The organism is Pseudomonas vlassakiae, assembly GCF_014269035.2.
Taxonomy (GTDB): Bacteria; Pseudomonadota; Gammaproteobacteria; order Pseudomonadales; family Pseudomonadaceae; genus Aquipseudomonas; species Aquipseudomonas vlassakiae.
The window spans coordinates 307,014-328,893 of the sequence record NZ_JABWRP020000001.1 but is presented as its reverse complement, the minus strand read 5'-3'; the positions used below and the strand labels follow the sequence as shown (position 1 = coordinate 328,893).

General features: G+C 64.2%; 19 protein-coding genes. 8 read left to right on the top strand and 11 right to left on the bottom strand.

What is annotated here, in order from left to right; translation table 11 throughout:
- Positions 1-95 precede the first annotated feature (95 nt).
- Positions 96-3,410: a ribonuclease E gene (gene rne / locus HU738_RS01485; RefSeq protein ID WP_186604070.1), complete on the top strand. Its 3,315-nt coding sequence runs from the start codon at positions 96-98 to the stop codon at positions 3,408-3,410.
- A 98-nt stretch (positions 3,411-3,508) separates the two neighbouring features.
- Here the strand turns inward: rne and murB are convergent, their stop codons facing one another.
- The 8 genes from murB to HU738_RS01445 all read right to left on the bottom strand — a co-directional run bounded on the left by murB (position 3,509) and on the right by HU738_RS01445 (position 10,410).
- A complete protein-coding gene (gene murB / locus HU738_RS01480; protein ID WP_186604068.1) occupies positions 3,509-4,528 on the bottom strand; it encodes a UDP-N-acetylmuramate dehydrogenase in 1,020 nt (339 codons plus the stop codon).
- Positions 4,525-4,989, bottom strand: coding sequence for a low molecular weight protein-tyrosine-phosphatase (locus HU738_RS01475; RefSeq protein WP_186604066.1), 465 nt, complete (start codon positions 4,987-4,989; stop codon positions 4,525-4,527). The genes murB and HU738_RS01475 overlap by 4 nt, the downstream gene beginning before the upstream one ends.
- Entirely contained in the window at positions 4,989-5,753 is a 765-nt protein-coding gene (gene kdsB / locus HU738_RS01470) for a 3-deoxy-manno-octulosonate cytidylyltransferase (protein ID WP_186604063.1), read from the bottom strand. The genes HU738_RS01475 and kdsB overlap by 1 nt, the downstream gene beginning before the upstream one ends.
- The gene (locus HU738_RS01465; RefSeq protein WP_003247142.1) at positions 5,750-5,935 is read right to left on the bottom strand and encodes a Trm112 family protein; all 186 of its coding nucleotides are present in this window, start codon (positions 5,933-5,935) and stop codon (positions 5,750-5,752) included. The genes kdsB and HU738_RS01465 overlap by 4 nt, the downstream gene beginning before the upstream one ends.
- A 43-nt stretch (positions 5,936-5,978) precedes the next feature.
- On the bottom strand, positions 5,979-6,980 hold the full coding sequence (gene lpxK, locus HU738_RS01460) for a tetraacyldisaccharide 4'-kinase (protein ID WP_186604061.1): 1,002 nt from the start codon (positions 6,978-6,980) through the stop codon (positions 5,979-5,981).
- Positions 6,980-7,414, bottom strand: coding sequence for an ExbD/TolR family protein (locus tag HU738_RS01455; protein ID WP_176507636.1), 435 nt, complete (start codon positions 7,412-7,414; stop codon positions 6,980-6,982). Before HU738_RS01455 ends, lpxK begins: the two co-directional genes overlap by 1 nt.
- Positions 7,411-8,046, bottom strand: coding sequence for a MotA/TolQ/ExbB proton channel family protein (locus HU738_RS01450; RefSeq protein WP_016391244.1), 636 nt, complete (start codon positions 8,044-8,046; stop codon positions 7,411-7,413). Before HU738_RS01450 ends, HU738_RS01455 begins: the two co-directional genes overlap by 4 nt.
- Positions 8,047-8,202: 156 nt before the next feature.
- Entirely contained in the window at positions 8,203-10,410 is a 2,208-nt protein-coding gene (locus HU738_RS01445) for a DNA internalization-related competence protein ComEC/Rec2 (protein WP_186604059.1), read from the bottom strand.
- 142 nt (positions 10,411-10,552) lie between these two features.
- On the opposite strand from HU738_RS01445, the gene HU738_RS01440 reads away from it, so the two are divergent.
- Complete coding sequence (locus tag HU738_RS01440) at positions 10,553-11,179, top strand: DUF2062 domain-containing protein (protein WP_186604057.1); 627 nt, start codon at positions 10,553-10,555, stop codon at positions 11,177-11,179.
- Here HU738_RS01440 and HU738_RS01435 read toward each other — a convergent pair.
- The 3 genes from HU738_RS01435 to HU738_RS01425 form a co-directional block, all read right to left on the bottom strand.
- Entirely contained in the window at positions 11,063-11,842 is a 780-nt protein-coding gene (locus HU738_RS01435; protein WP_176507639.1) for an ABC transporter permease, read from the bottom strand. The genes HU738_RS01440 and HU738_RS01435 overlap by 117 nt on opposite strands.
- On the bottom strand, positions 11,839-12,771 hold the full coding sequence (locus tag HU738_RS01430; protein ID WP_176507640.1) for an ABC transporter ATP-binding protein: 933 nt from the start codon (positions 12,769-12,771) through the stop codon (positions 11,839-11,841). The genes HU738_RS01435 and HU738_RS01430 overlap by 4 nt, the downstream gene beginning before the upstream one ends.
- A 144-nt stretch (positions 12,772-12,915) precedes the next feature.
- Positions 12,916-13,539 carry a glutathione S-transferase gene (locus tag HU738_RS01425; protein ID WP_176507641.1) on the bottom strand — a complete coding sequence of 208 codons (624 nt, stop codon included), beginning with the start codon at positions 13,537-13,539 and terminating at the stop codon, positions 12,916-12,918.
- Between the two features lie 167 nt (positions 13,540-13,706).
- Here HU738_RS01425 and HU738_RS01420 point away from each other — a divergent pair, with 167 nt between their 5' ends.
- The 6 genes from HU738_RS01420 to HU738_RS01395 all read left to right on the top strand — a co-directional run bounded on the left by HU738_RS01420 (position 13,707) and on the right by HU738_RS01395 (position 21,854).
- Positions 13,707-16,154 (top strand): acyl-CoA dehydrogenase, encoded by a 2,448-nt coding sequence (locus tag HU738_RS01420; protein ID WP_186604055.1) that lies wholly within the window; start codon positions 13,707-13,709, stop codon positions 16,152-16,154.
- Between the two features lie 68 nt (positions 16,155-16,222).
- Positions 16,223-16,633, top strand: a complete 411-nt coding sequence (locus tag HU738_RS01415) for a PA2817 family protein (protein WP_186604053.1) — start codon at positions 16,223-16,225, stop codon at positions 16,631-16,633.
- Positions 16,634-16,847: 214 nt separating this feature from the next.
- Positions 16,848-17,393: a fimbrial protein gene (locus HU738_RS01410; protein ID WP_186604051.1), complete on the top strand. Its 546-nt coding sequence runs from the start codon at positions 16,848-16,850 to the stop codon at positions 17,391-17,393.
- A 56-nt stretch (positions 17,394-17,449) separates the two neighbouring features.
- Complete coding sequence (locus HU738_RS01405; RefSeq protein WP_186604049.1) at positions 17,450-18,229, top strand: fimbrial biogenesis chaperone; 780 nt, start codon at positions 17,450-17,452, stop codon at positions 18,227-18,229.
- Between the two features lie 35 nt (positions 18,230-18,264).
- Entirely contained in the window at positions 18,265-20,778 is a 2,514-nt protein-coding gene (locus HU738_RS01400; RefSeq protein ID WP_186604047.1) for a fimbria/pilus outer membrane usher protein, read from the top strand.
- Positions 20,775-21,854 (top strand): fimbrial protein, encoded by a 1,080-nt coding sequence (locus HU738_RS01395; protein WP_186604045.1) that lies wholly within the window; start codon positions 20,775-20,777, stop codon positions 21,852-21,854. The genes HU738_RS01400 and HU738_RS01395 overlap by 4 nt, the downstream gene beginning before the upstream one ends.
- The last annotated feature ends 26 nt before the right edge of the window (positions 21,855-21,880 follow it).

Sequence of the window (21,880 nt, the reverse complement as noted above, 5' to 3'; positions counted from 1 at the left end):
GTGGCCCGGCCACCCTTTGCGCACCTTGGCACCGACCATGAGAAGTCGTGTGTGCCGCACGCCGTTTCCGGCAGCCCGGAAACCGACGGTACAACATGAAAAGAATGCTGATTAACGCAACTCAACCTGAAGAGTTGCGTGTAGCCCTGGTGGACGGCCAACGTCTCTACGACCTGGACATCGAGTCCGGCGCGCGCGAGCAGAAAAAGGCCAACATCTACAAAGGCAAGATCACCCGGATCGAGCCCAGCCTCGAAGCCGCCTTCGTCGACTTCGGCTCCGAACGTCACGGCTTCCTGCCGCTGAAGGAAATCTCCCGCGAGTACTTCAAGAAGTCCCCTGAAGGCCGGGTCAACATCAAGGAAGTCCTGAGCGAAGGCCAGGAAGTCATCGTCCAGGTCGAGAAGGAAGAGCGCGGCAACAAAGGCGCCGCCCTGACCACCTTCATCAGCCTGGCTGGCCGCTACCTGGTGCTGATGCCCAACAACCCGCGTGCCGGTGGCATCTCGCGCCGCATCGAAGGCGAAGAGCGCAACGAACTGCGTGAAGCCCTGAACGGCCTGACCGTACCGGGTGACATGGGCCTGATCGTACGCACTGCCGGCCTTGGCCGCAGCAGCGAAGAAATGCAGTGGGACCTCGATTACCTGCTGCAACTGTGGACCGCCATCAAGGAAGCGTCCCAGGACCGCGCCGCGCCCTTCCTGATCTACCAGGAAAGCAACGTCATCATCCGCGCCATCCGCGACTACCTGCGCCAGGACATCGGCGAAGTGCTGATCGACAGCATCGATGCCCAGGAAGAAGCCCTGACGTTCATCCGCCAGGTGATGCCGCAGTACGCCAGCAAGGTCAAGCTCTACGAAGACAGCGTGCCGCTGTTCAACCGTTTCCAGATCGAAAGCCAGATCGAGACCGCCTTCCAGCGCGTCGTCGACCTGCCGTCGGGCGGCTCGATCGTGATCGACCCGACCGAAGCCCTGGTGTCCATCGACATCAACTCGGCGCGCGCCACCAAGGGCAGCGACATCGAAGAAACCGCCCTGCAGACCAACCTGGAAGCGGCCGAGGAAATCGCCCGCCAGCTGCGCCTGCGTGACATCGGCGGCCTGATCGTCATCGACTTCATCGACATGACCCCGGCGAAGAACCAGCGCGCCGTGGAAGAGCGTGTGCGTGAATGCCTGGAAGCCGACCGTGCCCGCGTGCAGGTTGGCCGCATCTCGCGCTTCGGCCTGCTGGAAATGTCCCGTCAGCGCCTGCGCCCATCGCTCGGCGAAAGCAGCGGCATCGTCTGCCCGCGCTGCTCCGGCACCGGCATCATCCGTGACGTCGAATCGCTGTCGCTGGCCATCCTGCGCCTGATCGAAGAAGAAGCCCTGAAAGACCGCACGGCCGAAGTACGCGCCCAGGTGCCGATCCCGGTCGCAGCCTTCCTGCTCAACGAGAAGCGCAACTCGATCACCAAGATCGAACTGCGCACCCGCGCCCGCATCATCATCCTGCCGAACGACCACCTGGAAACCCCGCACTTCGAAGTCCAGCGCCTGCGCGACGACAACCCGGAAGTGCTGAACAACCAGTCCAGCTACGAAATCGCCGCCTCCGAAGCCGAAGAAGCGCCGCAGCCGACCGCCACCCGCACCCTGGTTCGCCAGGAAGCTGCGGTGAAGACCGCCCCGGCCCGCGCCAACGCCCCGGTACCGAGCACCGCCGAAGAGCAACCTCAGGCGGCCGCACCGGCAGCACGTGCGCCGAGCGCACCTGAGCCAAGCCTGTTCAAGGGCCTGGTGAAGTCGCTGGTCAGCCTGTTCGCCGGCAAGCAAGAGCCTGCCGCCGCACCGGTCGTCGCTGCCGCTGAAAAGCCGGCCGCCGAGCGCAGCCAACGCAACGAAGAGCGCCGCAACGGTCGCCAGCAGAGCCGCAACCGCAACGGCCGTCGCGATGAAGAGCGCAAGCCGCGTGAAGAGCGTGGCGAGCGCGCCCCGCGTGAAGAGCGCCAACCGCGTGAAGAACGCGCACCTCGCGAAGAGCGCGCCCCACGTGAAGAACGCACACCTCGCGAAGAGCGCGCTCCGCGTGAAGAACGCGCCCCACGCCCGCCACGCGAAGACCGCCGTGGCAACCGCGGCGAAGAACGCGTACGCGAACTGCGTGAGCCGCTGGACGCCGCACCCGCCGAACGCGAAGAGCGTCAGCCGCGTGAAGAACGGGTAGCCCGCGAGGAGCGTGCACCTCGTGAAGAGCGTGCCCCACGTGAAGAACGCGCACCTCGCGAAGAACGTGCACCACGTGAAGAGCGCGCCCCTCGCGAAGAGCGTGCCCCACGTGAAGAACGCGCCCCACGTGAAGAGCGCGCCCCGCGTGAAGAGCGCGCACCTCGTGAAGAGCGCGCACCTCGTGAAGAGCGCCAGCCTCGCCCACCGCGCGAAGAGCGCCAGCCACGCCCGGCCGAACAAGCCGCCGAGCAGGCTGCCGAGCTCGCCGAAGAGCAACTGCCGAACGAAGAGCTGCTGCAGGATGAGCAGGAAGGCACCGATGATGAGCGTCCGCGTCGTCGCTCCCGCGGCCAGCGTCGCCGCAGCAACCGTCGCGAGCGTCAGCGCAATGCCAATGGCGAGCTGATCGAAGGCAGCGAGGAAGAAGGCAGCGAAGAACAGCCGCAACAGCACCAGGCCACTGCGCTTGGCGCCGAGCTGGCTGCCGGCCTGGCCGTCACCGCCGCTGTCGCCAGCAGCCACATCAGCGCCAATGCAGAGGCTGAAGCCAACCAGCAGGCTGAACGCGCCAGCGCCGAAGCTGTGACCACTGAAAACAGCGAAGTCGCCCAGCCGACCGAGCAGGTTGAAGAGGTTGCCCAGGCCGAGCAGGCAGCCATCGCCCCAGTGGTCGAACAGCCAGTCAGCGGCCCCGTCGCCGTGGTCGAAGCCGGCGTCGAGCCAGTGGTCGATGTCGCACCACAGCCGGTGGCTGAAGAAGCCCCTGCCGCTGCGGAGCCAGTGCTCGTTGCCGAAGCGCCGGTCGCAGTGCCTGCCGCTGAAAATGCACCCGCCGTTGAAGCGCCAGTTGCCGAAGCGGCGGTCGTCGAGGCCGGCGAAGCCGAGAAGGCCCAGGTCGTGGTCGAGCAAGCCCCCGTCGCCGAGCAGCCAGCCCCTGTGGCCGATGCCCAGCCTGAAGTGGCCGCAGAACCTGCGCCTGCAGTCGTCGAAGCCGCACCGGTAGTGGTCGAGCAGGCCCCTGCGGAACAAGCTCCGGCCGCCACCGTAATGCTGCCAAACGGCCGCGCCCCGAACGACCCACGTGAAGTGCGTCGCCGCAAGCGTGAGGCCGAGGCTGCTGCCAAAGCCGCCGAGGAAGCTGCCAAGGGCGTGCTGGAAACCGCCGATGAGCAAAAGCCTCATCACGGTTGATAGCCAACGCTGAATGAAAAAGCCCCGCCAGTGCGAACTGGCGGGGCTTTTTCTTGGCTATCTGTTTACCCACGAAGCGGGCAATAGCGGCAGATCGATCAGTACAGGTTGGGCTCCATCTCCAGCGCCACCCCGAACCGCTCCAGGATATCCGCCTGGATCCGCTGCGCCAGCGCATGCACCTGCGCACCACTCGCCTGGCCATAATTGACCAGCACCAGCGACTGCAACCGATGCACCCCGGCATCTCCCTCGCGATAACCTTTCCAGCCCGCTTGTTCGATCAACCAGCCCGCTGCCAGCTTCACCTGGCCGTCAGCCTGAGGATAAGCGACCACACCCGGATACTGGGTACGGATGCTCGCCACCTGCTCAGCCGACACGACCGGGTTCTTGAAGAAGCTCCCGGCATTACCCAGCTCGGCGGGGTCCGGCAATTTCTCGCGACGAATGCTGCAAATCGCGTCACTGATTGCCTGCGCGGTCGGTTGTTCGACGCCCTGCTCCGCCAGCCGCTGGCGCACCGGGCCATAGTCCAGATGGGCCTGCAGCTCATGGCGCAGGGCAAAGCGTACACGCAGAATCAACCAACGCCCCGGGTTGCGCTTGAACACACTGTCGCGGTAACCGAAAGCACAGGCTTGCAGGCTGAAATCGCGCAGTTCTCCGGTTTCACGGTCCAGCGCAGTGAGGCCGGCGAACACATCCTTGATCTCGACCCCATAGGCGCCGACATTCTGCATCGGCGCAGCCCCCACGGTGCCGGGGATCAGGCTGAGGTTTTCCAGGCCGCAGTAGCCTTGGGCCAGCGACCATTGCACGAACGGGTGCCAGGGTTCACCCGCTTGCGCTTCGACCACCACACGTTCGCCGTCGTCGCTTATCACCCGCCGACCACGGCTGGCCATGTGCAACACCACTGCGTCGATATCGCGGGTCAGCAGCAGGTTGCTCCCGCCCCCGATCACGTGCACCGCCAGCTCGCGCTGGCGCGCCTGAGCCAGCACCTCGCGCACGTCTTCATCGCTGTGCGCCTGGGTGAAATAACGGGCTTTCACATCGATGCCAAAGGTGTTGTAGGGCTTCAGCGAAACCTGTTCCTGCCAGACCGCTGTCATAACCGCCCCTTGATTTCCACGACCAGCTCGCGGCACGCAGCCTCGATCAGGTCGAGCACCTGCTCGAAGCCCTCGGCACCGCCATAGTAAGGGTCCGGCACCTCGTCCAGGGCCGCGCCATAGCGGCGCAGGAACAGGTCGAGTTCGCCAGCGGCGTCGTGTGGGCGCAGGGCGCGCAAGTGGCCAAGGTTGCTTTCATCCATGGCCAGGATCAGGTCGTATTCGGCGAAGTGCGCCGGCTTGACCTGCTGGGCACGTTGCTGCGACAAGTCATAACCACGCGCCAGCGCAGCCTTGCAGGTGCGGCTGTCAGGTGCCTTGCCGACATGCCAGTCGCCGGTACCGGCAGACGCCACATGCACCTGCTCAGCCAGGCCGGCCACCTGCAACTGATGGCGCAGCACGCCTTCGGCGGTGGGCGAGCGGCAGATGTTGCCGAGGCAGACGAACAGGATGCGCATCAGGCCTCCAGCAAGCGCCGTACGCGCTCCAGGTCTTCAGGGGTATCGACGCCCACGGCTGGCGCTTCGATAGCATCCTCGACGTGAATGCGCACGCCATGCCACAGCGCACGCAACTGTTCCAGGGCCTCGGTCTGCTCGAGCCAGCACGGGCCCCAGCTGACGAAATCCTGGAGGAAGCCGACGCGGTAGGCGTACATGCCGATATGGCGGCGATACGGCACGCCTTCCGGCAGCGCCTTACCATCCCTGGCAAAGGCATCACGGGCCCAAGGCAGCGGCGCGCGGCTGAATGTCAGGGCCAGGCCGTTCTTGTCGCTGACCACCTTGACGGCATTGGGGTTGAATACCGTTTCCGGTTCATGGATCGGCTCGGCCAGGGTGGCGATACCCGCTTCCGGGTGGGCAGCCAGGTTGGCGGCCACCTGGTCGATGATCACTGGCGGGATCAGCGGCTCGTCACCCTGCACGTTGACCACGATGGCCTCAGCCGCAAGGCCCAGGTGCGCGGCCACTTCGGCCAGGCGGTCGGTGCCCGACTCATGGTCGGCGCGGGTCATCAGCACTTCGGCGCCGAAGGCCTGGCAGGCTTCGAAGATGCTGGCGTCATCGGTGGCGATGACCACACGGCTGGCGCCGCTCTTGCGCGCCTGCTCCCAGACGTGCTGCACCATCGGCTTGCCAGCAATCGGCAGCAATGGTTTGCCTGGCAGGCGCGTGGAGCGCAGCCGGGCAGGAATGACCACGGTGAAGTTCACGCTCATTTGTCCAGGCGCTCGTCATCGGTCAGGGTGCGCGCCTCGCTTTCCAGCATTACCGGGATGCCGTCGCGGATCGGGTAGGCCAGGCCCGCGCCCTTGCTGATCAGCTCGGTCTTGTCGGCGCTGAGCTTGAGCGGGCCCTTGGTGATCGGGCAGGCCAGGATATCGAGCAGTTTGGTGTCCATGGAAGCGTCCTTGAGGCCAGATGGCCAGAAATTGAAGAAGGGCTCAGGGCTTGCGCAGCAAGCGCTGCAGCTGGCTGTCGAACCAGGCGCCAAAGGCTGGCGTGGGCTGTGCCTCGACAGCCAGGTACCACCAGTCATCGCCAGCGAAGGCCCGGCATTTCACCGCATCCTTCTCGGTCATGACCAGCGGCAGCGGCGGGCTGAATGCCAGGCTTTCGGCGCTGAACTGCGCGTGGTCGGCAAAGGGATGCGGCACCGGTTGCCAGTTTAGCCCCAGCAGGGTATTGAAGAAACGTTGCGGGTTGCCGATACCGGCAACCGCGTGCAGGCGCTGGCCTGCCGGGAAATGATCCAGCCCACGGCGCTCGCCGCTGCGCAGGTTGACCAGGGCGGAAGGCTGCAGGCGGAAAGCGAACCCCTCGTCGCGGTCTTCACTGGCGCCGTTGAACAGCACGGCGTCGGCATCCTGCAGCCGCTCGGCAGGCTCGCGCAGCGGCCCAGCCGGCAGGCAACGGCGATTGCCAAGGCCACGGGCAGCATCGATCAGCACCAGTTCAAGGTCACGGGCCAGGCGGTAGTGCTGCATGCCATCGTCACACAGGATCAGGTCCAGTGGCTCGCTGGCCAGCAGCGCCTTTACCGCAGCAGATCGGTCAGGGTCGATGATCAGCGGCACATCCGTGCGCTGGACGATCAGCAAGGGTTCGTCGCCGGCCTGTGCGGCTGGCTGGCTGGCGTCCACACGCCATGGGTAGTGTGGCGGCCTGGCACCGTAACCACGGCTGACCACGCCAACCTTGAGGCCCTGGCGACGGCAATGCTCGATCAGCCAGAGAATCATCGGCGTCTTGCCGGTACCGCCCACGGTGATGTTTCCCACCACGATGACCGGAACCGGCGCCCGGTAACTGGCACTGTCCCCACGGAGAAAACGCGCACGCTTGCGCGTCACCACGCGCCGGTACAGCGCTTCGAGCGGGCGCAGCAGCGCCAGGGCCGGATGCCCGGCGTACCAGGCGGCGAGCAAGCGGTCGGCGAGCGCCATCAAGGTGTCCCCTGGGCAGCCTCGACGGTGGTCATGCGCAGGTGGCTGAAACCGAGCTTGCCGGCGGCATCCATTGCGGTGATCACGGCCTGGTGCGGGGTCTTGCCATCGGCGCTGATGGCCAGCGGCAACTTGTTGTCACCCCCCGACTCGCGCTCGATGGCCTCGGTCAGGGTCGCCAGGTCGCTCTTGGGTAGCAGGTGATTGTTCACCGAATACACGCCATCGGCGCTGATGGTCACTTCAACCAGCTTGCCCTGATCCGCCGGCGGCTGCTCGGCGCTCGCCGCCTCGGGCAGCTCGACACGCAACTGGGTCTCGCGGGTGAAGGTGGTGGTGACCACGAAGAACAGCAGCAGGACGAACACCACATCGATCAGCGATGCGAGGTTGATGTCGACGTTCTCCCGCTGGCGATTGCGCCGGAACTTCACGCCTTGCCTCCGGCCACTTCCACTTCGCGGTCGCCCTGGATCACCTCCACCAGCTTGATCGCCTCCTGCTCCATGCCCACCACCAGTTCATCGATGCGGCGCAGCAGGAAGCGGTGGAAGAACACCGCCGGGATACCGACCATCAGGCCGGCTGCGGTGGTGACCAGGGCCTTGGAGATACCACCGGCCAGCACCGCGGCATTGGCGGTCATCTGCGAGCCCATGAAGGCGCTGAAAATGTCGATCATGCCCAGCACGGTGCCCAGCAGGCCGAGCAGCGGCGCCATGGCGGCGATGGTGCCGAGGGTGCTGATGTAGCGCTCGAGTTCGTGGATGACGCGCGAGGCGGCTTCCTCGATGCACTCTTTCATGATTTCGCGGCCATGGCGCGAATTGGCCAGGCCCGCCGCGAGGATCTCGCCCAGCGGTGAATCAGCACGCAGGGCCTTGAGCTTGTCACTGGTGAGTTGCTTGTCCTTGATCCACATCCATACCTGGCCCAGCAGGTGCGGCGGGGTAACGCGGCTGGCGCGCAGGGTCCACAGGCGCTCGACGACGATAGCCATGGCGGCGATGGAACTCAGAATGATCGGCAGCATCATCCAACCACCGGACTTGACCAATTCCCACACAGTAAACGCCCCTCTGGAAAAAGGCCGCCACTCTAACACAGGAGCGCGAGGGGCTCATCTGCCGGAGGTCAGGCAAATGGTGTGTGACAGGGGCATGTCTTTGGATACAGTCAGGGCTGACAGGTGCATGCTTTTGGCTCTTCAGCGCCTATCAGCTCACCGCCCCCGCCAGAACCTTCTCTGCCAACGCACTCCCGCCACTTCCCCCTGCCCACCCAACACCACCCGCAAAGCCCCGTCCACCGCCGTGTCATGCACCACTACGCCATGCCGTCGATACCGCTCGACCACCTGCACATGCGGGTGCCCGAAACCGTTGTTACGCCCCCGCGAAATCAGCACCCCACGCGGTGCCGTGGCACGGATGAAGGCCTCGCTGGAGGATGTACGGCTGCCATGGTGCGGCGCCTGCAGCCAATCGATAGCGGGCGTTTCGGTATCCGCCAGCCAAGCCCGCTCGGCGCCGGCCTCCATATCCCCCGCCAGCAACATCCGCTCGCCTTGTGCCTCGACCATCAGCACGCAGGAGCGGTCGTTACTGCTTTGCCCGTCCACCCAGCGCCATAGCGAAAAATGCACGCCGTCCCATGTCCATTGCTCACCACTGGCACAAGGTTGCAACTGCACGTCATCCAGCGCTTCACCGCCAATCGCCTGCTTGACCGGCAAGCCTGCCTGGATGGCCGCAGCACCGCCGGCATGGTCGGCATGGGCGTGACTGATCAGCATCAGGTCCAGGTAGTCCACCCCCAGCTTGCGCAGGGTTGGCAGCACCACCCGCTCGCCCAGATCGGTCTCGCCCTTCGCCGGCCCGGCGTCGTACAGCAGGGTGTGATGCTGCGTGCGTAACAACATCGCCAGGCCCTGGCCGACGTCCAGCTGCCAGACTTCAACCTGCCCATGCGGCACCGGCTCCCTCGGTACCCACAAGGCCAGCAACATGACCCCGCCCAGTCCACGCAGCGGCACACCGCGAGGCAACAGCAACAGCAGCGCGCCGAACCCCACCAGCAACCAGGCCCACACCGGCAGGGCCGGTGGTATCCAGGCCGGCCGCCACCCTGCCATAAACCCCAGCAGGCGGAACAGCATGTCCAGCAAGCCACCTGCGGCCCACAGCAGCCCCTCGCCAATGCCCGCCAACGGCAACAGCAGCGTACCGAGCAATGCCAGTGGCAACACCGCCAGGCTGACCCAGGGCACCGCCAGCAAATTTGCCGCAGGCGCACTCAGGCTGACCGGCAACCCCATGGCCATCAGTACCGGAAGCAAGCCGACGGCGATCACCCATTGGGCCCGCGTCCACGCCTGCCAGGGTCGCCAGCCGCCCAGCCGCGCCGCAAAGCTGTAGATGAGGATTGCCACCGCCGCGAACGACAGCCAGAAACCAGGGCGCAATGCCGCCAGCGGTTCAGCCAGCAACACCAGGTTCAACGCCAGCAACAACGGCAACAGCGCGCCCAGCTGGCGAAACCGCAGGCGCCACAGCAGCACCACCGCCAACATCAGGCAGGCACGCTGCACCGGCACACCCGCCCCGGCCAGCCAGCCGTAGCCCAGCGCCGCAGCCAGCGCCAGGCCGCACGCCCAGGGCAACCACGGCCACCCACGCGGCCAGGCGCCCCAGCGCGCCAGGCCCGCAACCAAGGCGTACAACAAGCTCGCGACCAGGCCGATGTGCTGCCCGGAGATCACCAGCAAATGCACCGTGCCGGTCGCCTGCAACACCTGCCACTGCTCGCGGGCCAGACCTGCCCCGTCGCCGAGCACCAAAGCGACCAGCGCCGCTTCCTGCCCCTGGGCATCAACCTGCAGCAGGCGCTCGCGCAGTGCATCCCGCCAGCCTGGCGCCACCGCGCGCATCAACTGGCCCGTCTTGACCGTGCCCGTGGCGCCGATGCGACGGGCCAGCAGCTGCGCCTCGCGATCCGGGCCATGCGGGTTCAGCAACCCGGCCGGGCGCTGCAAGGTAACCGCCACGCGCCAATGCTCGCCAGCATGAATGACGGGCCCATCGAACCAGCTCAATTGCAGGCGCCGAGGCAGTTCGGCGCGGCGCGAATACGCCTGCTCGAGCTCAAAGCGCACGCCTTGCGCGGTTCGCGTCGGCAAGCCGGCGACCCGGCCTTCCACCCATAGCGTGCGGCCATCGAGGCCGGAGGCCAGTCGGTCATCCAGCGCCAACTGCGCCGACCCGCTGGCCCAGCACAGGCCCAACAGGAAACAGCCCAGTGGCCACAGGCGCGAACACAAGCAGACGACGCCAGCGAGCAACAGTGACAACAGCCACCCGACCGACGGCAATGCGGGGAGAAAGCCCAGGCACAACAGCCCGAGCGCGAGCGCAAACATCCCTGTGCGCATGAGGTAGAGCTCCAGAAGCGGAATCGCTTACCGAGGCATAGACCAAAAGCCGGCATGGCCCGCTCAACAATTGTCACAAACTCTAAACGAGGCTGAACGGGAATCGAGGCATACTTCCCCGATCAACGCTCCGGGAGCCTACATGCCGCGCCGACTTTTCAAACGCTACATGCCGGACCCGACCAGCATTCGGGAACACAAGTCCTTACGCTTTTTCGGCAAGCTGCTGCATGACCCGAACCTCTGGCACCTCAACCGCCACTCGGTGGCACGGGCCATGGGGGTGGGCCTGTTCGCGGCGTTGATACCCATCCCCATGCAGATGCTGCTGGCCGCGGCGTTGGCGATCCCGGTGCGCGGCAACCTGCCGATTGCCGTCAGCCTGGTCTGGCTGACCAACCCGCTGACCATGCCACCGGTGTTCTTCGTCACCTACATGACCGGCGCCTGGCTGATGCAGATCCCGCCGCGCTCGTTGCCCGACGAGCTGACCTTCGAATGGATCACCGACCAGCTGGCCACGCTGTGGCAGCCGTTTCTGCTGGGTTCGGTGGTGTGCGGGGTGGTGCTCGGCGTGCTCGCCTACTTCGCCACCCTGCTGTACTGGCGCTGGTGGATTGGCCGGCAGTGGCGCCGGCGCAAGCAACGGCTGTCAGGCGCGCATGCCGCGGCCGCTGACCAGCAGCCGCACGCACAGCACATAGAGCACTGCGGTGGCCACCAGCATGAAGGTGATCGCCGTACCAATACTGATATCCGACACCCCTAGGATGCCGTAGCGGAACGAGTTGACCATGTGCAGCACCGGGTTGGCCAGCGACACGGTCTGCCAGAACGGCGGCAGCAGGTTGATCGAGTAGAACACCCCGCCCAGGTAGGTCAGCGGCGTCAGCACGAAGGTCGGGATGATCGAGATATCGTCGAAGTTGCGCGCGAATACCGCGTTGACGAAGCCCAGCAACGAGAAGATGGTCGCGGTCAGCAGCACCACGATCACCGTCACGCCCAGGTGATGCACCTGCAGGTCGGTGAAGAACAGCGACAGGATGGTCACGATCACCCCGACCGCCAGCCCCCGCAGCACGCCACCCAGCACGTAGCCGACCAGGATGGTATGCGGCGACACCGGCGACACCATCAGCTCTTCGATCGAGCGCTGGAACTTGCTGCCGAAGAAGCTCGACACCACGTTGCCATAGGAGTTGGTGATCACCGACATCATGATCAGCCCTGGCACGATGTACTGCATGTAGGTGAAGCCGCCCATGTCGCCGATCTGCCGGCCAATCAGGTTACCGAAGATGACGAAGTACAGGACCATGGTGATCGCCGGCGGCAGCAGGGTCTGCGGCCAGATGCGCAGGAAGCGCCGCACTTCGCGATAGACGATGGTCTGCAGGGCGACCCAGTTGGTGCGCAGCTCCACACTCATACGGCCACCTTCGACAGGTTTTTTTCCACCAGGGACACGAACAGCTCCTCGAGTCGGTTGGTCTTGTTGCGCAGGCTCTGCACTTCGATGTTCTGCAGCGCCAGCTGGCCGAACAGCGCGGTGATGCCGCTGTCTTTTTCCACCTGCACTTCCAGGGTGTGCGGGGTCAGCAGCCGGCACGGGTAGCCCTGCAGCACAGGCGCCGTGGCAAGGTCCTGCTTGAGGTCGAGGACGAAGGTCTCGACATGCAGCTTGCCCAGCAGCTGGCGCATGCTGGTGTTCTCGACGATGGTGCCGTGGTCGATGATGCCGATGTTCCGGCACAGCTGCTCGGCCTCTTCCAGGTAATGGGTGGTGAGGATGATGGTGATGCCTTTCTGGTTAAGCTCGGTGAGGAAGCTCCACATCGAGCGGCGCAGCTCGATGTCCACGCCCGCGGTCGGCTCGTCGAGGATCAACAGGCGCGGCTCGTGGATCAGCGCACGGGCGATCATCAGACGGCGCTTCATGCCGCCGGACAGCGAACGCGACGGCACGTCACGCTTGTCCCACAGGCCCAGCTGGGTCAGGTACTGCTCGGCGCGTTCCTTGGCGATTTTCGCCGGGATGCCGTAGTAGCCCGCCTGGGTCACGACGATGTCGAAGCACTTCTCGAACTGGTTGAAGTTGAACTCCTGCGGCACCACGCCCAGGCAGCGCTTGAGCGCCGAGGGCTCGCGGTCCAGGTCGTGGCCGAACACGTTGACCGTGCCGCTGGTCTTGTTGACCAGGGTCGAGAGGATGCCGATGGTGGTGGACTTGCCCGCCCCATTGGGGCCGAGCAAGGCAAAGAAGTCGCCTTCGGCGACGTCCAGGTCGATGCCCTTGAGGGCCTGGAAGCCGTTGCCGTAGGTCTTGGTCAGCTGTCGGATGGACAGGGCGGAACTCATAGCGGGTCACTTACCGAAGAAAAAGGTGCAGGACACGCCAGGGCAGATCACTGGCGCAGTGAGTGCGGCCATGGTGCAAGGCCAGGTCGCACATGTACAGTCATGTGTATTGATAGTGACTATCGAAACAGCCGTGGTGTTCGATCAGGTCAGCGCGGTCATCACGGCGGCCTGATAAGCCGGGCGGGCCTTGAGGCGCGCATACCAGGCTTCCAGGTGGCGCATCGCCGGGCGTTCGATGGGCATTTCGAACCAGGCGTAGACGAAGCTACCGAGTGGGATGTCGCCCATGCCGATCTGGTCACCGGACAGGTACGGCTGTTTGGCCAGGGTCTCGTCTGCAATGGCCAGTAACTGGGCGCATTGCTTGTGTGCGGCGTTGATTGCCACCCAGTCGCGCTGGTCTTCCGGGGTGCGCAGCAGGCCCCAGAACAGCGGGCGGAACGGCGCGGCGAAGGACGAGGTGGTCCAGTCCATCCACTTGTCGGCCAGGGCGCGCTGGCGAGGGTCCTGCAGATACCAGCCCTGCTCCGCGCCATACTCGGCGCACAAGTAGCGGACGATGGTGTTGGACTCCCACAGGGTCAGGTCGCCGTCCTCGAGCATTGGCACCAGGCCGTTGGGGTTGCGGGCGCGGTAATGCGGCTCGTTGACCACGCCGAAGGCGCCGCCGGCGTCGATCGACTCGAAATCCAGGCCCAGTTCGTGGGCGATCCACAGCGCCTTGCGCACATTGCTCGAATTCTTGCGGCCCCAGATCTTCAGCATGGCAACATCCTTATGAATGCAGAGGTGGGACAGTCTACTCCAGGCAAACGATGCGCTGAAACTACCGCCGCCACACCCTGTCACTGTTCTGAACCTGCCGTTCACAGTGTTGCGTCTAAGCTGTCTGGGACGGCTCAAGCCCCCCCTGGTTCCAAGGAGGACCGATTATGTTGCTGTTGTGGTTGGTAGTGCTGGTGATCGGCGCGGCGTACTTCACGCACCGGCGCCTGGCGCCCTTGCAGATTCTCGGCATCATGGCGGCCTACGTGCTGCTGATGGGCCTCTTCAGCAACGCCCCTGGCTGGCTGCTGACCCTGATCTGGATCATGCTGGCGCTGAAGATCGCCCTGGTGGCGTTGCCGGAGTGGCGCCGCAAGGTGTTCAGCGGCCCGGTGTTCAAATGGTTCCAGCGCACCCTGCCGCCGATGTCACAGACCGAACGCGAAGCAATCGACGCCGGCACCGTGTGGTGGGATGGCGAACTGTTCAGCGGTCGTCCCGACTGGCGCACCTTGCTCGCCTACCCGGCACCGAAGCTGAGCGAAGAAGAACAGGCCTTCATCGATGGCCCGACAGAAGCGCTATGCGCCATGGTCAGCGACTGGCAGATCGGCCAGGACCTCGACCTGCCGTCCGAAGCCTGGGCGCATATCAAGCAGAATGGCTTCTTCGCCCTGATCATCCCCAAGGAATACGGCGGCAAAGGCTTCTCCGCCTACGCCCACTCACAGGTGGCGATGAAACTGGCAACCCGCAGCGGTGACCTGGCCTCCACGGTGATGGTACCCAATTCCCTTGGCCCCGCCGAATTGCTGCTGCATTACGGCACCGATGAACAACGCAACCACTACCTGCCCCGCCTGGCACGTGGCGAGGAAATCCCCTGCTTCGCCCTCACCGGCCCGCTGGCCGGCTCCGACGCCGGTGCCATGCCCGACACTGGCGTGATCTGCAAGGGCCAGTGGAAGGGCGAAGAGGTCATCGGCCTGCGCCTGAACTGGGAGAAGCGCTACATCACCCTGGGCCCGGTCGCCACCTTGCTGGGCCTGGCATTCAAGGCCTACGACCCCGACCATCTGCTGGGCGAAGAAGAAGAACTGGGCATCAGCCTGGCACTGATCCCCACCGACACACCTGGCGTGGAGATCGGCAAGCGTCACCTGCCACTGGGCGCAGCGTTCATGAACGGCCCCAACAGCGGCAAGGACGTGTTTGTGCCGCTCGACTTTCTGATCGGCGGCCAGGCCATGCTCGGCAAGGGCTGGATGATGCTGATGAACTGCCTGTCGGTCGGCCGCTCGATCTCGCTGCCCGCCGTGGGCACTGGCGCCGCCAAGTACACCAGCCTGGTCACCGGCCAGTACGCCAGCATCCGCGAGCAGTTCAACGTGCCGCTGGCAGCCTTCGAGGGCATCCAGGAATCACTGGCGCGCATCGGCGGCAACGCCTGGTTGATGGACAGCGCCCGCCTGCTCACCGCCAAGGCCGTAGACCTGGGCGAAAAACCCTCGGTGCTGTCGGCGATCCTCAAGTACCACCTCACCGAACGCGGCCGCGAATGCATCCAGCACGCCATGGATGTGCACGGCGGCAAGGGCATCATCATGGGCCCGAACAACTACCTGGGACGCAACTGGCAGGGCGCGCCGATCTTTATCACCGTCGAGGGCGCCAACATCCTCTCGCGCAACCTGATGATCTTCGGCCAGGGCGCGATCCGCTGCCACCCGTTCGTCCTCCGGGAAATGGCCCTGGCCGCCCGCGAGGACCGCGACCAGGCGCTGGTCGAGTTCGATGACCTGCTGATGAAGCACATCATGTTCGCCGCCGGCAATGCGGCCAGCACCCTGGTCTACGGCCTGGGGCTGGGTCGTCTGGAGCGGGTGCCGGGCGATGCCCTGAGCCAGGGCTACTTCCGAGCCCTCAACCGCCAGGCGGCGGCATTCGCGATGATGGCCGACCTGTCGATGATGCTGCTGGGCGGGGCGCTCAAGCGCCGCGAACGCCTCAGTGCCCGCCTCGGCGATGTCCTGAGCTACCTGTACCTGGCCAGCGCCGCGCTCAAGCGTTATCACGACCAGGGTTCGCCCGAGTACCTGCAGCCGCTGCTGCGCTGGGCCATGGAAGAAAGCCTGGGCCAGGCGGAGCGTGCGCTGGACCGCCTGCTCGACAACTTCCCCAACCGCTTCGTCGGCTGCGCACTGCGGCTGCTGGTGTTCCCCTTTGGCCGTCGCCATACCGGCCCCAGTGACGAACTGGATGCCGAGGTGGCCGAGCTGATCGGGCGACGCAAGGGCGACCCGGCGCTGGAAGAGTTGCTGGCCGGCTGCTACCGCCCGCAGGCAGACAACGACCCGGTCGCAGCCCTGCAACGGGCCAGCGACCTGCTCGACGACACGGCGCCGCTGCGCAAGGCACTGCATCAGGCCATCAAGGAAGGCAAAGTCCAGCCAGGCCCCGGCCAGGCCGGCATCGATGCCGCCGTCGAGGCCGGCGTGCTGCAACCCGGTGAAGGCCAGCGGCTGCACGCTGCCGAACAGGCGCGGCGCAGGGTGATCGATGTCGATGCCTTCGACAAGGCGCAATTGCTCGCCGAGCCCGGCAAGGTACGCTGACCCTTCGCGAGCACCGGGGGGCGGCGTATACTCCGCCCCCCGTTTCAGCCATACCGAGGACCCATTCCATGGCCAACCCCTACCTGGAATATCACCTGCAACTGCTCCAGCACCTGCGCACCATCCTGGTCGCATTGGGTGAAGCAGAACAGGTGCCGGAAGAAAGCCACGCCCTGTTCCTCGAACGCTTCGACGAACTGCTGACGCTGTTGCCACAGGACCCGCTGGAAAGCCAGTACCTGGGCCAGGACCTGATCTGTCAGGTGATCCAGCGTTACCCGCAAATTGCCCACCTGGTACCACGCGACCTGTTGTGGTTCTTCGCTGGCGACTGCCTGCACTTCATGCCCGACGAAGAGCTGGCGCTTTTCCAGCAACTGGAAGAGCGCCGCTACGAGGCCGAATCCAACGGCGAACCCTTCGACTGGAACCTGGAAAAGCAACTGCTGAGCCAGGCCGCGCCAGGCAGCACGCACTGATTCATTGCTTGCGCCCTGGTCATGTCAGGGCGCATCGGCAACTTCACACCGTAAGTGCATGTAACAAAGTGAAAAGTCGCACAGCGCCCTAGCCTAATCCTACAGCCTGATAAAACTCATGACACTTAGAATCAGCGCCGAGACAACGACTGGCAACTAAGCCAATCAGCGCCTCGCACTGAAACCAAACTAACCCTTATAACCAGGTTATGTCATGAAGAAGTCCTTAGTTACCCTATCGCTCGGTCTGCTCACCGGCCTTGCCGGCAATGCGGCCTTCGCCTACACCAGTTCGATATCCTTTGAAGGCCGTATCACACCTGAATCGTGTCCTATCGAAGTTGTCAATCCGGGCGACGGCAGTGCCGACGACAACGTCTACATGGGCGATATTCCCGCTGGTCGCTTCACCGCCGCCAATGTTGAGGTTCGTGGCGCCGCCTTCGCTATCCGCGTACCCGACAAGGCAAGCTGCAGCATTACCGAGGACAACGCCTTCGTGAAATTCGACGGCGATGCCGACGCCAGCGGCAACTACTTCAGGGTCAATCCGGGCGCCGACTCAGCACAAAACGTCTCGATCGTCATCAAGGACGTTACCAACAAATCGATCAAGCCTGGTGAAACTTCGGAAGATTACCTTCTGAACGCTTCGGGCCCGACCGATCTGCGCTTCGACGCCTATTACCGCTCCACCGCCGCCACCGTGACGGCGGGCGCAGCGTCGGCCAATGTCAGGTACACCGTCGACTATCGCTAATCACCCGCCCCACCTTTGTGCCTGTTGGCACTAACCCAATCATCCAGGCGTAGTCGATGCGCCTGGATGCAGCGAGTTACCCGATGATCAAACCGTTCATATTCACGATACCCGTGCGTGTCGTCGCTTGCGCCTGCCTGACCCTGTCGATGCTGAGTTTCTCGATGGCCAGCCATGCTGCCTTGACAGTGAACAATACCCGCATCGTTTTCGACAGTGACAAGCGCAATACCTCCGTGGTTATCAGAAATCCGTCCAAAAGCACTTATGCGGTACAGAGCTGGATCAATACAGAAGCGGACGACAATAGCACCGCCGTGCCCTTTGCAACGTCCCCTCCTCTGTTCAAGATCGGCCCGAACAGCGAACAGTTGCTGCAAATCAATGCGCTGCCCAATGCTTTACCACAAGACCGTGAATCGCTGTTTTTCTTCAATATGCAAGAAATACCACAAGCCAGTACCGAGCCTGGCAACAAACTTAGCATTGCCATTCGCACACGCATCAAGTTGTTCTATCGGCCGCACTCACTCAAAGGTAAGCCGAGCGAACAACTTGCGTCGTTGAAATTTTCCGTGGCTGAAGGCGATGGCGCGAAGCAACTGTTGGTCGACAATCCAACGCCGTTCCATTTTACCTTCATTCGCCTGGAAATCAGCACCGATGGCCGCAGCCACAAGCTCGACCGCCCGGAAATGCTTGCCCCACTCTCCCAGCACGCCTACGCGCTGACGGACATACCTCTCAATGGCCAATCCAGCGTGCGCTTTGCAGTGATCAACGACTTTGGCGGTTACACCGAGCCTATGACCCTGCCGATTCATCCGACTCGCTAGAGCCTTACCGCGTCACATCGCAAGGAGTCGCTTTCATGCCCCTTCTTCCAACGCGCTGCCCGGTCCGCGGCCAGCGCCACCTGCTGCTGTGCCTGGCCGGCAGCCTCGTAGCATGGCTCGAAATACCCATTGTGAAAGCGAGCAGCGAGCCGGGTTTCGAATCCGGGTTTCTGCGCGAGGCCGATGGCTCGGGCGTACACGCACTGAGTTTTCTGCAGAGCCAACAAAGCCTCGCGCCTGGGCGCTACCTGGTCACCGTACGGGTCAACCTGGAACCCGCCGGGCGCCATGAGCTTGACTTCACGGCCGATGCCAATGGCGAACTGCAACCCTGCCTGCCTTCCACCCGGCTTGGCGAATGGGGGCTGCGCCTCGACGCCCTGGCCAGCCTGGAAGACGCCAGCCAGGCCTGCCTGGACCTGACGTCAGTCGTCCCTGGTGCACAGGTCGATTTCGACAGTAGCCGCCTGCGGCTGTCCATTTCCATACCGCAGATCGCAATGCGCCGTGATATCGCCGGCAATGTCGACCCCTCGCGCTGGGACAGCGGTATCAATGCCGCCTTCCTCAACTACCAGGCGTCCACCCTGCAGGGAAAAAGCCGCTACCGTGGCCGCTACAGCAACGAGGACCTGTACCTCAATGGTGGCGTCAACCTCGGCGACTGGCGACTGCGCAGCACCCAGGCGTGGCGCCAGGACAGCGACGGCACACGCGAATGGACCCGCGCCCAGACCTATGCCCAGCGCGACCTGCCCGGCACCCGCGCCAATATCACCGTGGGCGAGACGTTCACCGACGCCGACATCTTCGGCGGCGTGCCGGTCACCGGTGTTCGCGTGGCCTCCGACATGAGCATGCTACCCGATGCGCTGCAAGGTTATGCACCGGTGATCCGCGGGGTCGCGCAGACCCGCGCCAAGCTCGAGGTATGGCAGAACGGCTACCCGATCTACGCCACCTATGTCAGCCCCGGCCCCTATGCGATCGATGACCTGAATACCGCTGGCAGTGGTGAACTGGAAGTGGTGCTGACCGAAGCCGATGGCCAGGTGCGGCGCTTCATCCAGCCATACGCCACCCTCGGCAACCTGCAGCGCCAGGGCATATGGCGCTACAGCGCTACCGTCGGTACCTACAACCCGGCCAGCGACCTGGACAAGCCGCTGATCTGGCAGGCTACCCTCAGCAGGGGCATGGAATGGGACCTCACGTTGTATGGCGGGCTGATGGCCAGCGAGTACTACCGGGCCATGAACATCGGCATCGGCAAGGACCTGGGCAGCCTTGGCGCCGCATCGTTCGACGTCACCCAGGCCAACAGCCAGCTCGACATCGCCGAACAGGCCAGTGCACAGGGTCAGAGCTATGCCTTGAAGTACGGCAAGGCGTTCGCCACCGGCACCAACCTGCGATTTGCCGGGTATCGCTACTCCACCGAAGGCTACCGTGATTTCAGCGAAGCGGTGCAGCAGCGCAGCCACAGCACAACCTTCCAGGGCAGCCGCCGCAGCCGGCTGGAAGCCTCGGTGCATCAGCGTCTGGGCCAGCGCCACAGCCTCAGCCTGACCCTGTCGCAACAGCAATACTGGCAACAGGCGTCCACTCAGCGCCAGTACCAGCTGGGCTTCAACACCTACCACGCGGGCATCAGCTATTACCTGTTCGCCTCGCAATCGCTCAACGATACCTACGGCAGCGACCGCCAGTTCGGCCTGAGCCTGTCGATGCCACTGAACTTCGGCCGCAGCGCCAATGCCCGGTACGACTTGCACAAACAGCGACATGGCTACACCCAGCGCGCCAGCTTGAGTGGCAGTACCGGCGACGGCAGGCTCAGCTACAACACCAGCGTGGCCCAGGACGAGGACCGCCAGCACTCGGGTGCACTGACGCTTGGCTACAAGACCGAGCACGGCAACTTCGGCACCGGGCTGACGCAGGGCAGCGACTATCAAAGCCTGTCACTCAATGCCAGTGGCGCGCTGCTGCTGCATGCCGGTGGCCTTGAGCTGGGTAGCTACCTGGGCGATACCGCAGGGCTGGTCGAAGTCCCTGGGGTTGCCGGCGTCGGCGTGCAAAACAGCAACGGCAGCCGCACCAACGCGCGCGGGTATGCCCTGGTGCCGCACCTGCAACCGTACCGTAACAATACCGTCGTGCTGCAAACCGACAAGCTTGGCCCTGACGTGGAAATCGAGAACGGTACAGCGCAGCTGGTGCCGCGCCGCGGCGCGATCGTCAAGCAGCAGTTCAGCGCCCGCCAGGTTTCGCGCTGGGTACTGACGCTGCTGCACGCCAACGGCACGCCAGTGCCCTTTGGCAGCGTGGTACTCGATGCCGAGGATCAGCCACTGGGCATGGTCGGCCAGGCTGGCGTGACCCTGCTCAGCGCCATCGACCAGCCCCAGACACTCTCCCTCAGCTGGGGTGAGCGGGACGACCAGCGCTGCCGACTGCACGTCGACCCGCAGCACATGCAGCGCGCCGAAGGCTATCACCTGCAGACACTGACCTGTGTCGCGGACAGTTTCAAGGAATCGACATGATCAAGTTTACCCCTACCACGCTGGCGCTGGGCATGCTGCTCGGCCTGGCATGGCCCGCCGAGCAGGCATTGGCGAACACTGACAAGCTCTGCTTCTACTACGACACCCGCAGCAAGCCCAGCCTCACCTACGAAGCGGATCTGCAGACCCAATACGTTCCGCTCAACGCCTCAATCGGTACCGAGTTCGGCAACACCCCGGTGCCGTATGTCTTCCCCAGAGAAGGGCGGTCATTGTATTGCTACCACGACGGCAGTGTTGTCATGCGTTTTCGCATGACCCCCATTCGCCCGCCCCTGATGCTGGCCCGAAGTGGCGGGCCTGGAGAAGTCCTGGCCACCAATGTTGAAGGCATAGGCGCTCGCATCCTGCTGTCCTCCCCCTTCTCGGGCGAAGCCACCGCTGATTTCATCCCCGAAGAAGGCCATTCCTGGGTCCCCTTCACGGCCATCCGCGCTACCCCGCACGGACTGTCGGCGTTCGATATGAGGGCCCTGTTCTTTCGGGCCATCCTGGTCAAGACCGCCCCGCTTGCGCCCGGCCGCTACACCATCGACAGCGATATGTTCATAGGGAATCTGGACTACGCCAATTTTGGCGATGTGTTCAAGTTCCGCCTGAAGGCTGAAGTCATCCAGTCCCAATGCACGGTGGGAGCCGATCCGGTCGAGCCCAACCCGGTACCGCTGGGAGAGTTCCCCCGCTCCAACTTCTCCCACATCGGCTATACCACCGAAAAGGTCAACTTCAGAATTACCCTCGCCGCCTGCCAGACTGACCCCGAGAACAACACCTACGCCACCCTCGAACTGAACAGCGAAGACGCCATGATCGGCCCGGGCCTGACGAGTGTCTTTGGCCTGACCCGCGACTCGCAGGCCGCAGGCGTCGGCATCGAGGTCTTCAAGGGCGATGGCACCCCCATGCCCCTCAACACTGAAGTACCCATGACCCCCCTGAACAACGGCAACACGATAATCAACCTCAAGGCCGCGTTTCACCAGACCGAGCCCAGCCACAAGGTGCGGCCTGGGCTTGCCAAGGGGCAGCTGAACTTCATCGTGCGCTATCGCTAGGTACGAAGGGAGGCCGCTGTCGGCCT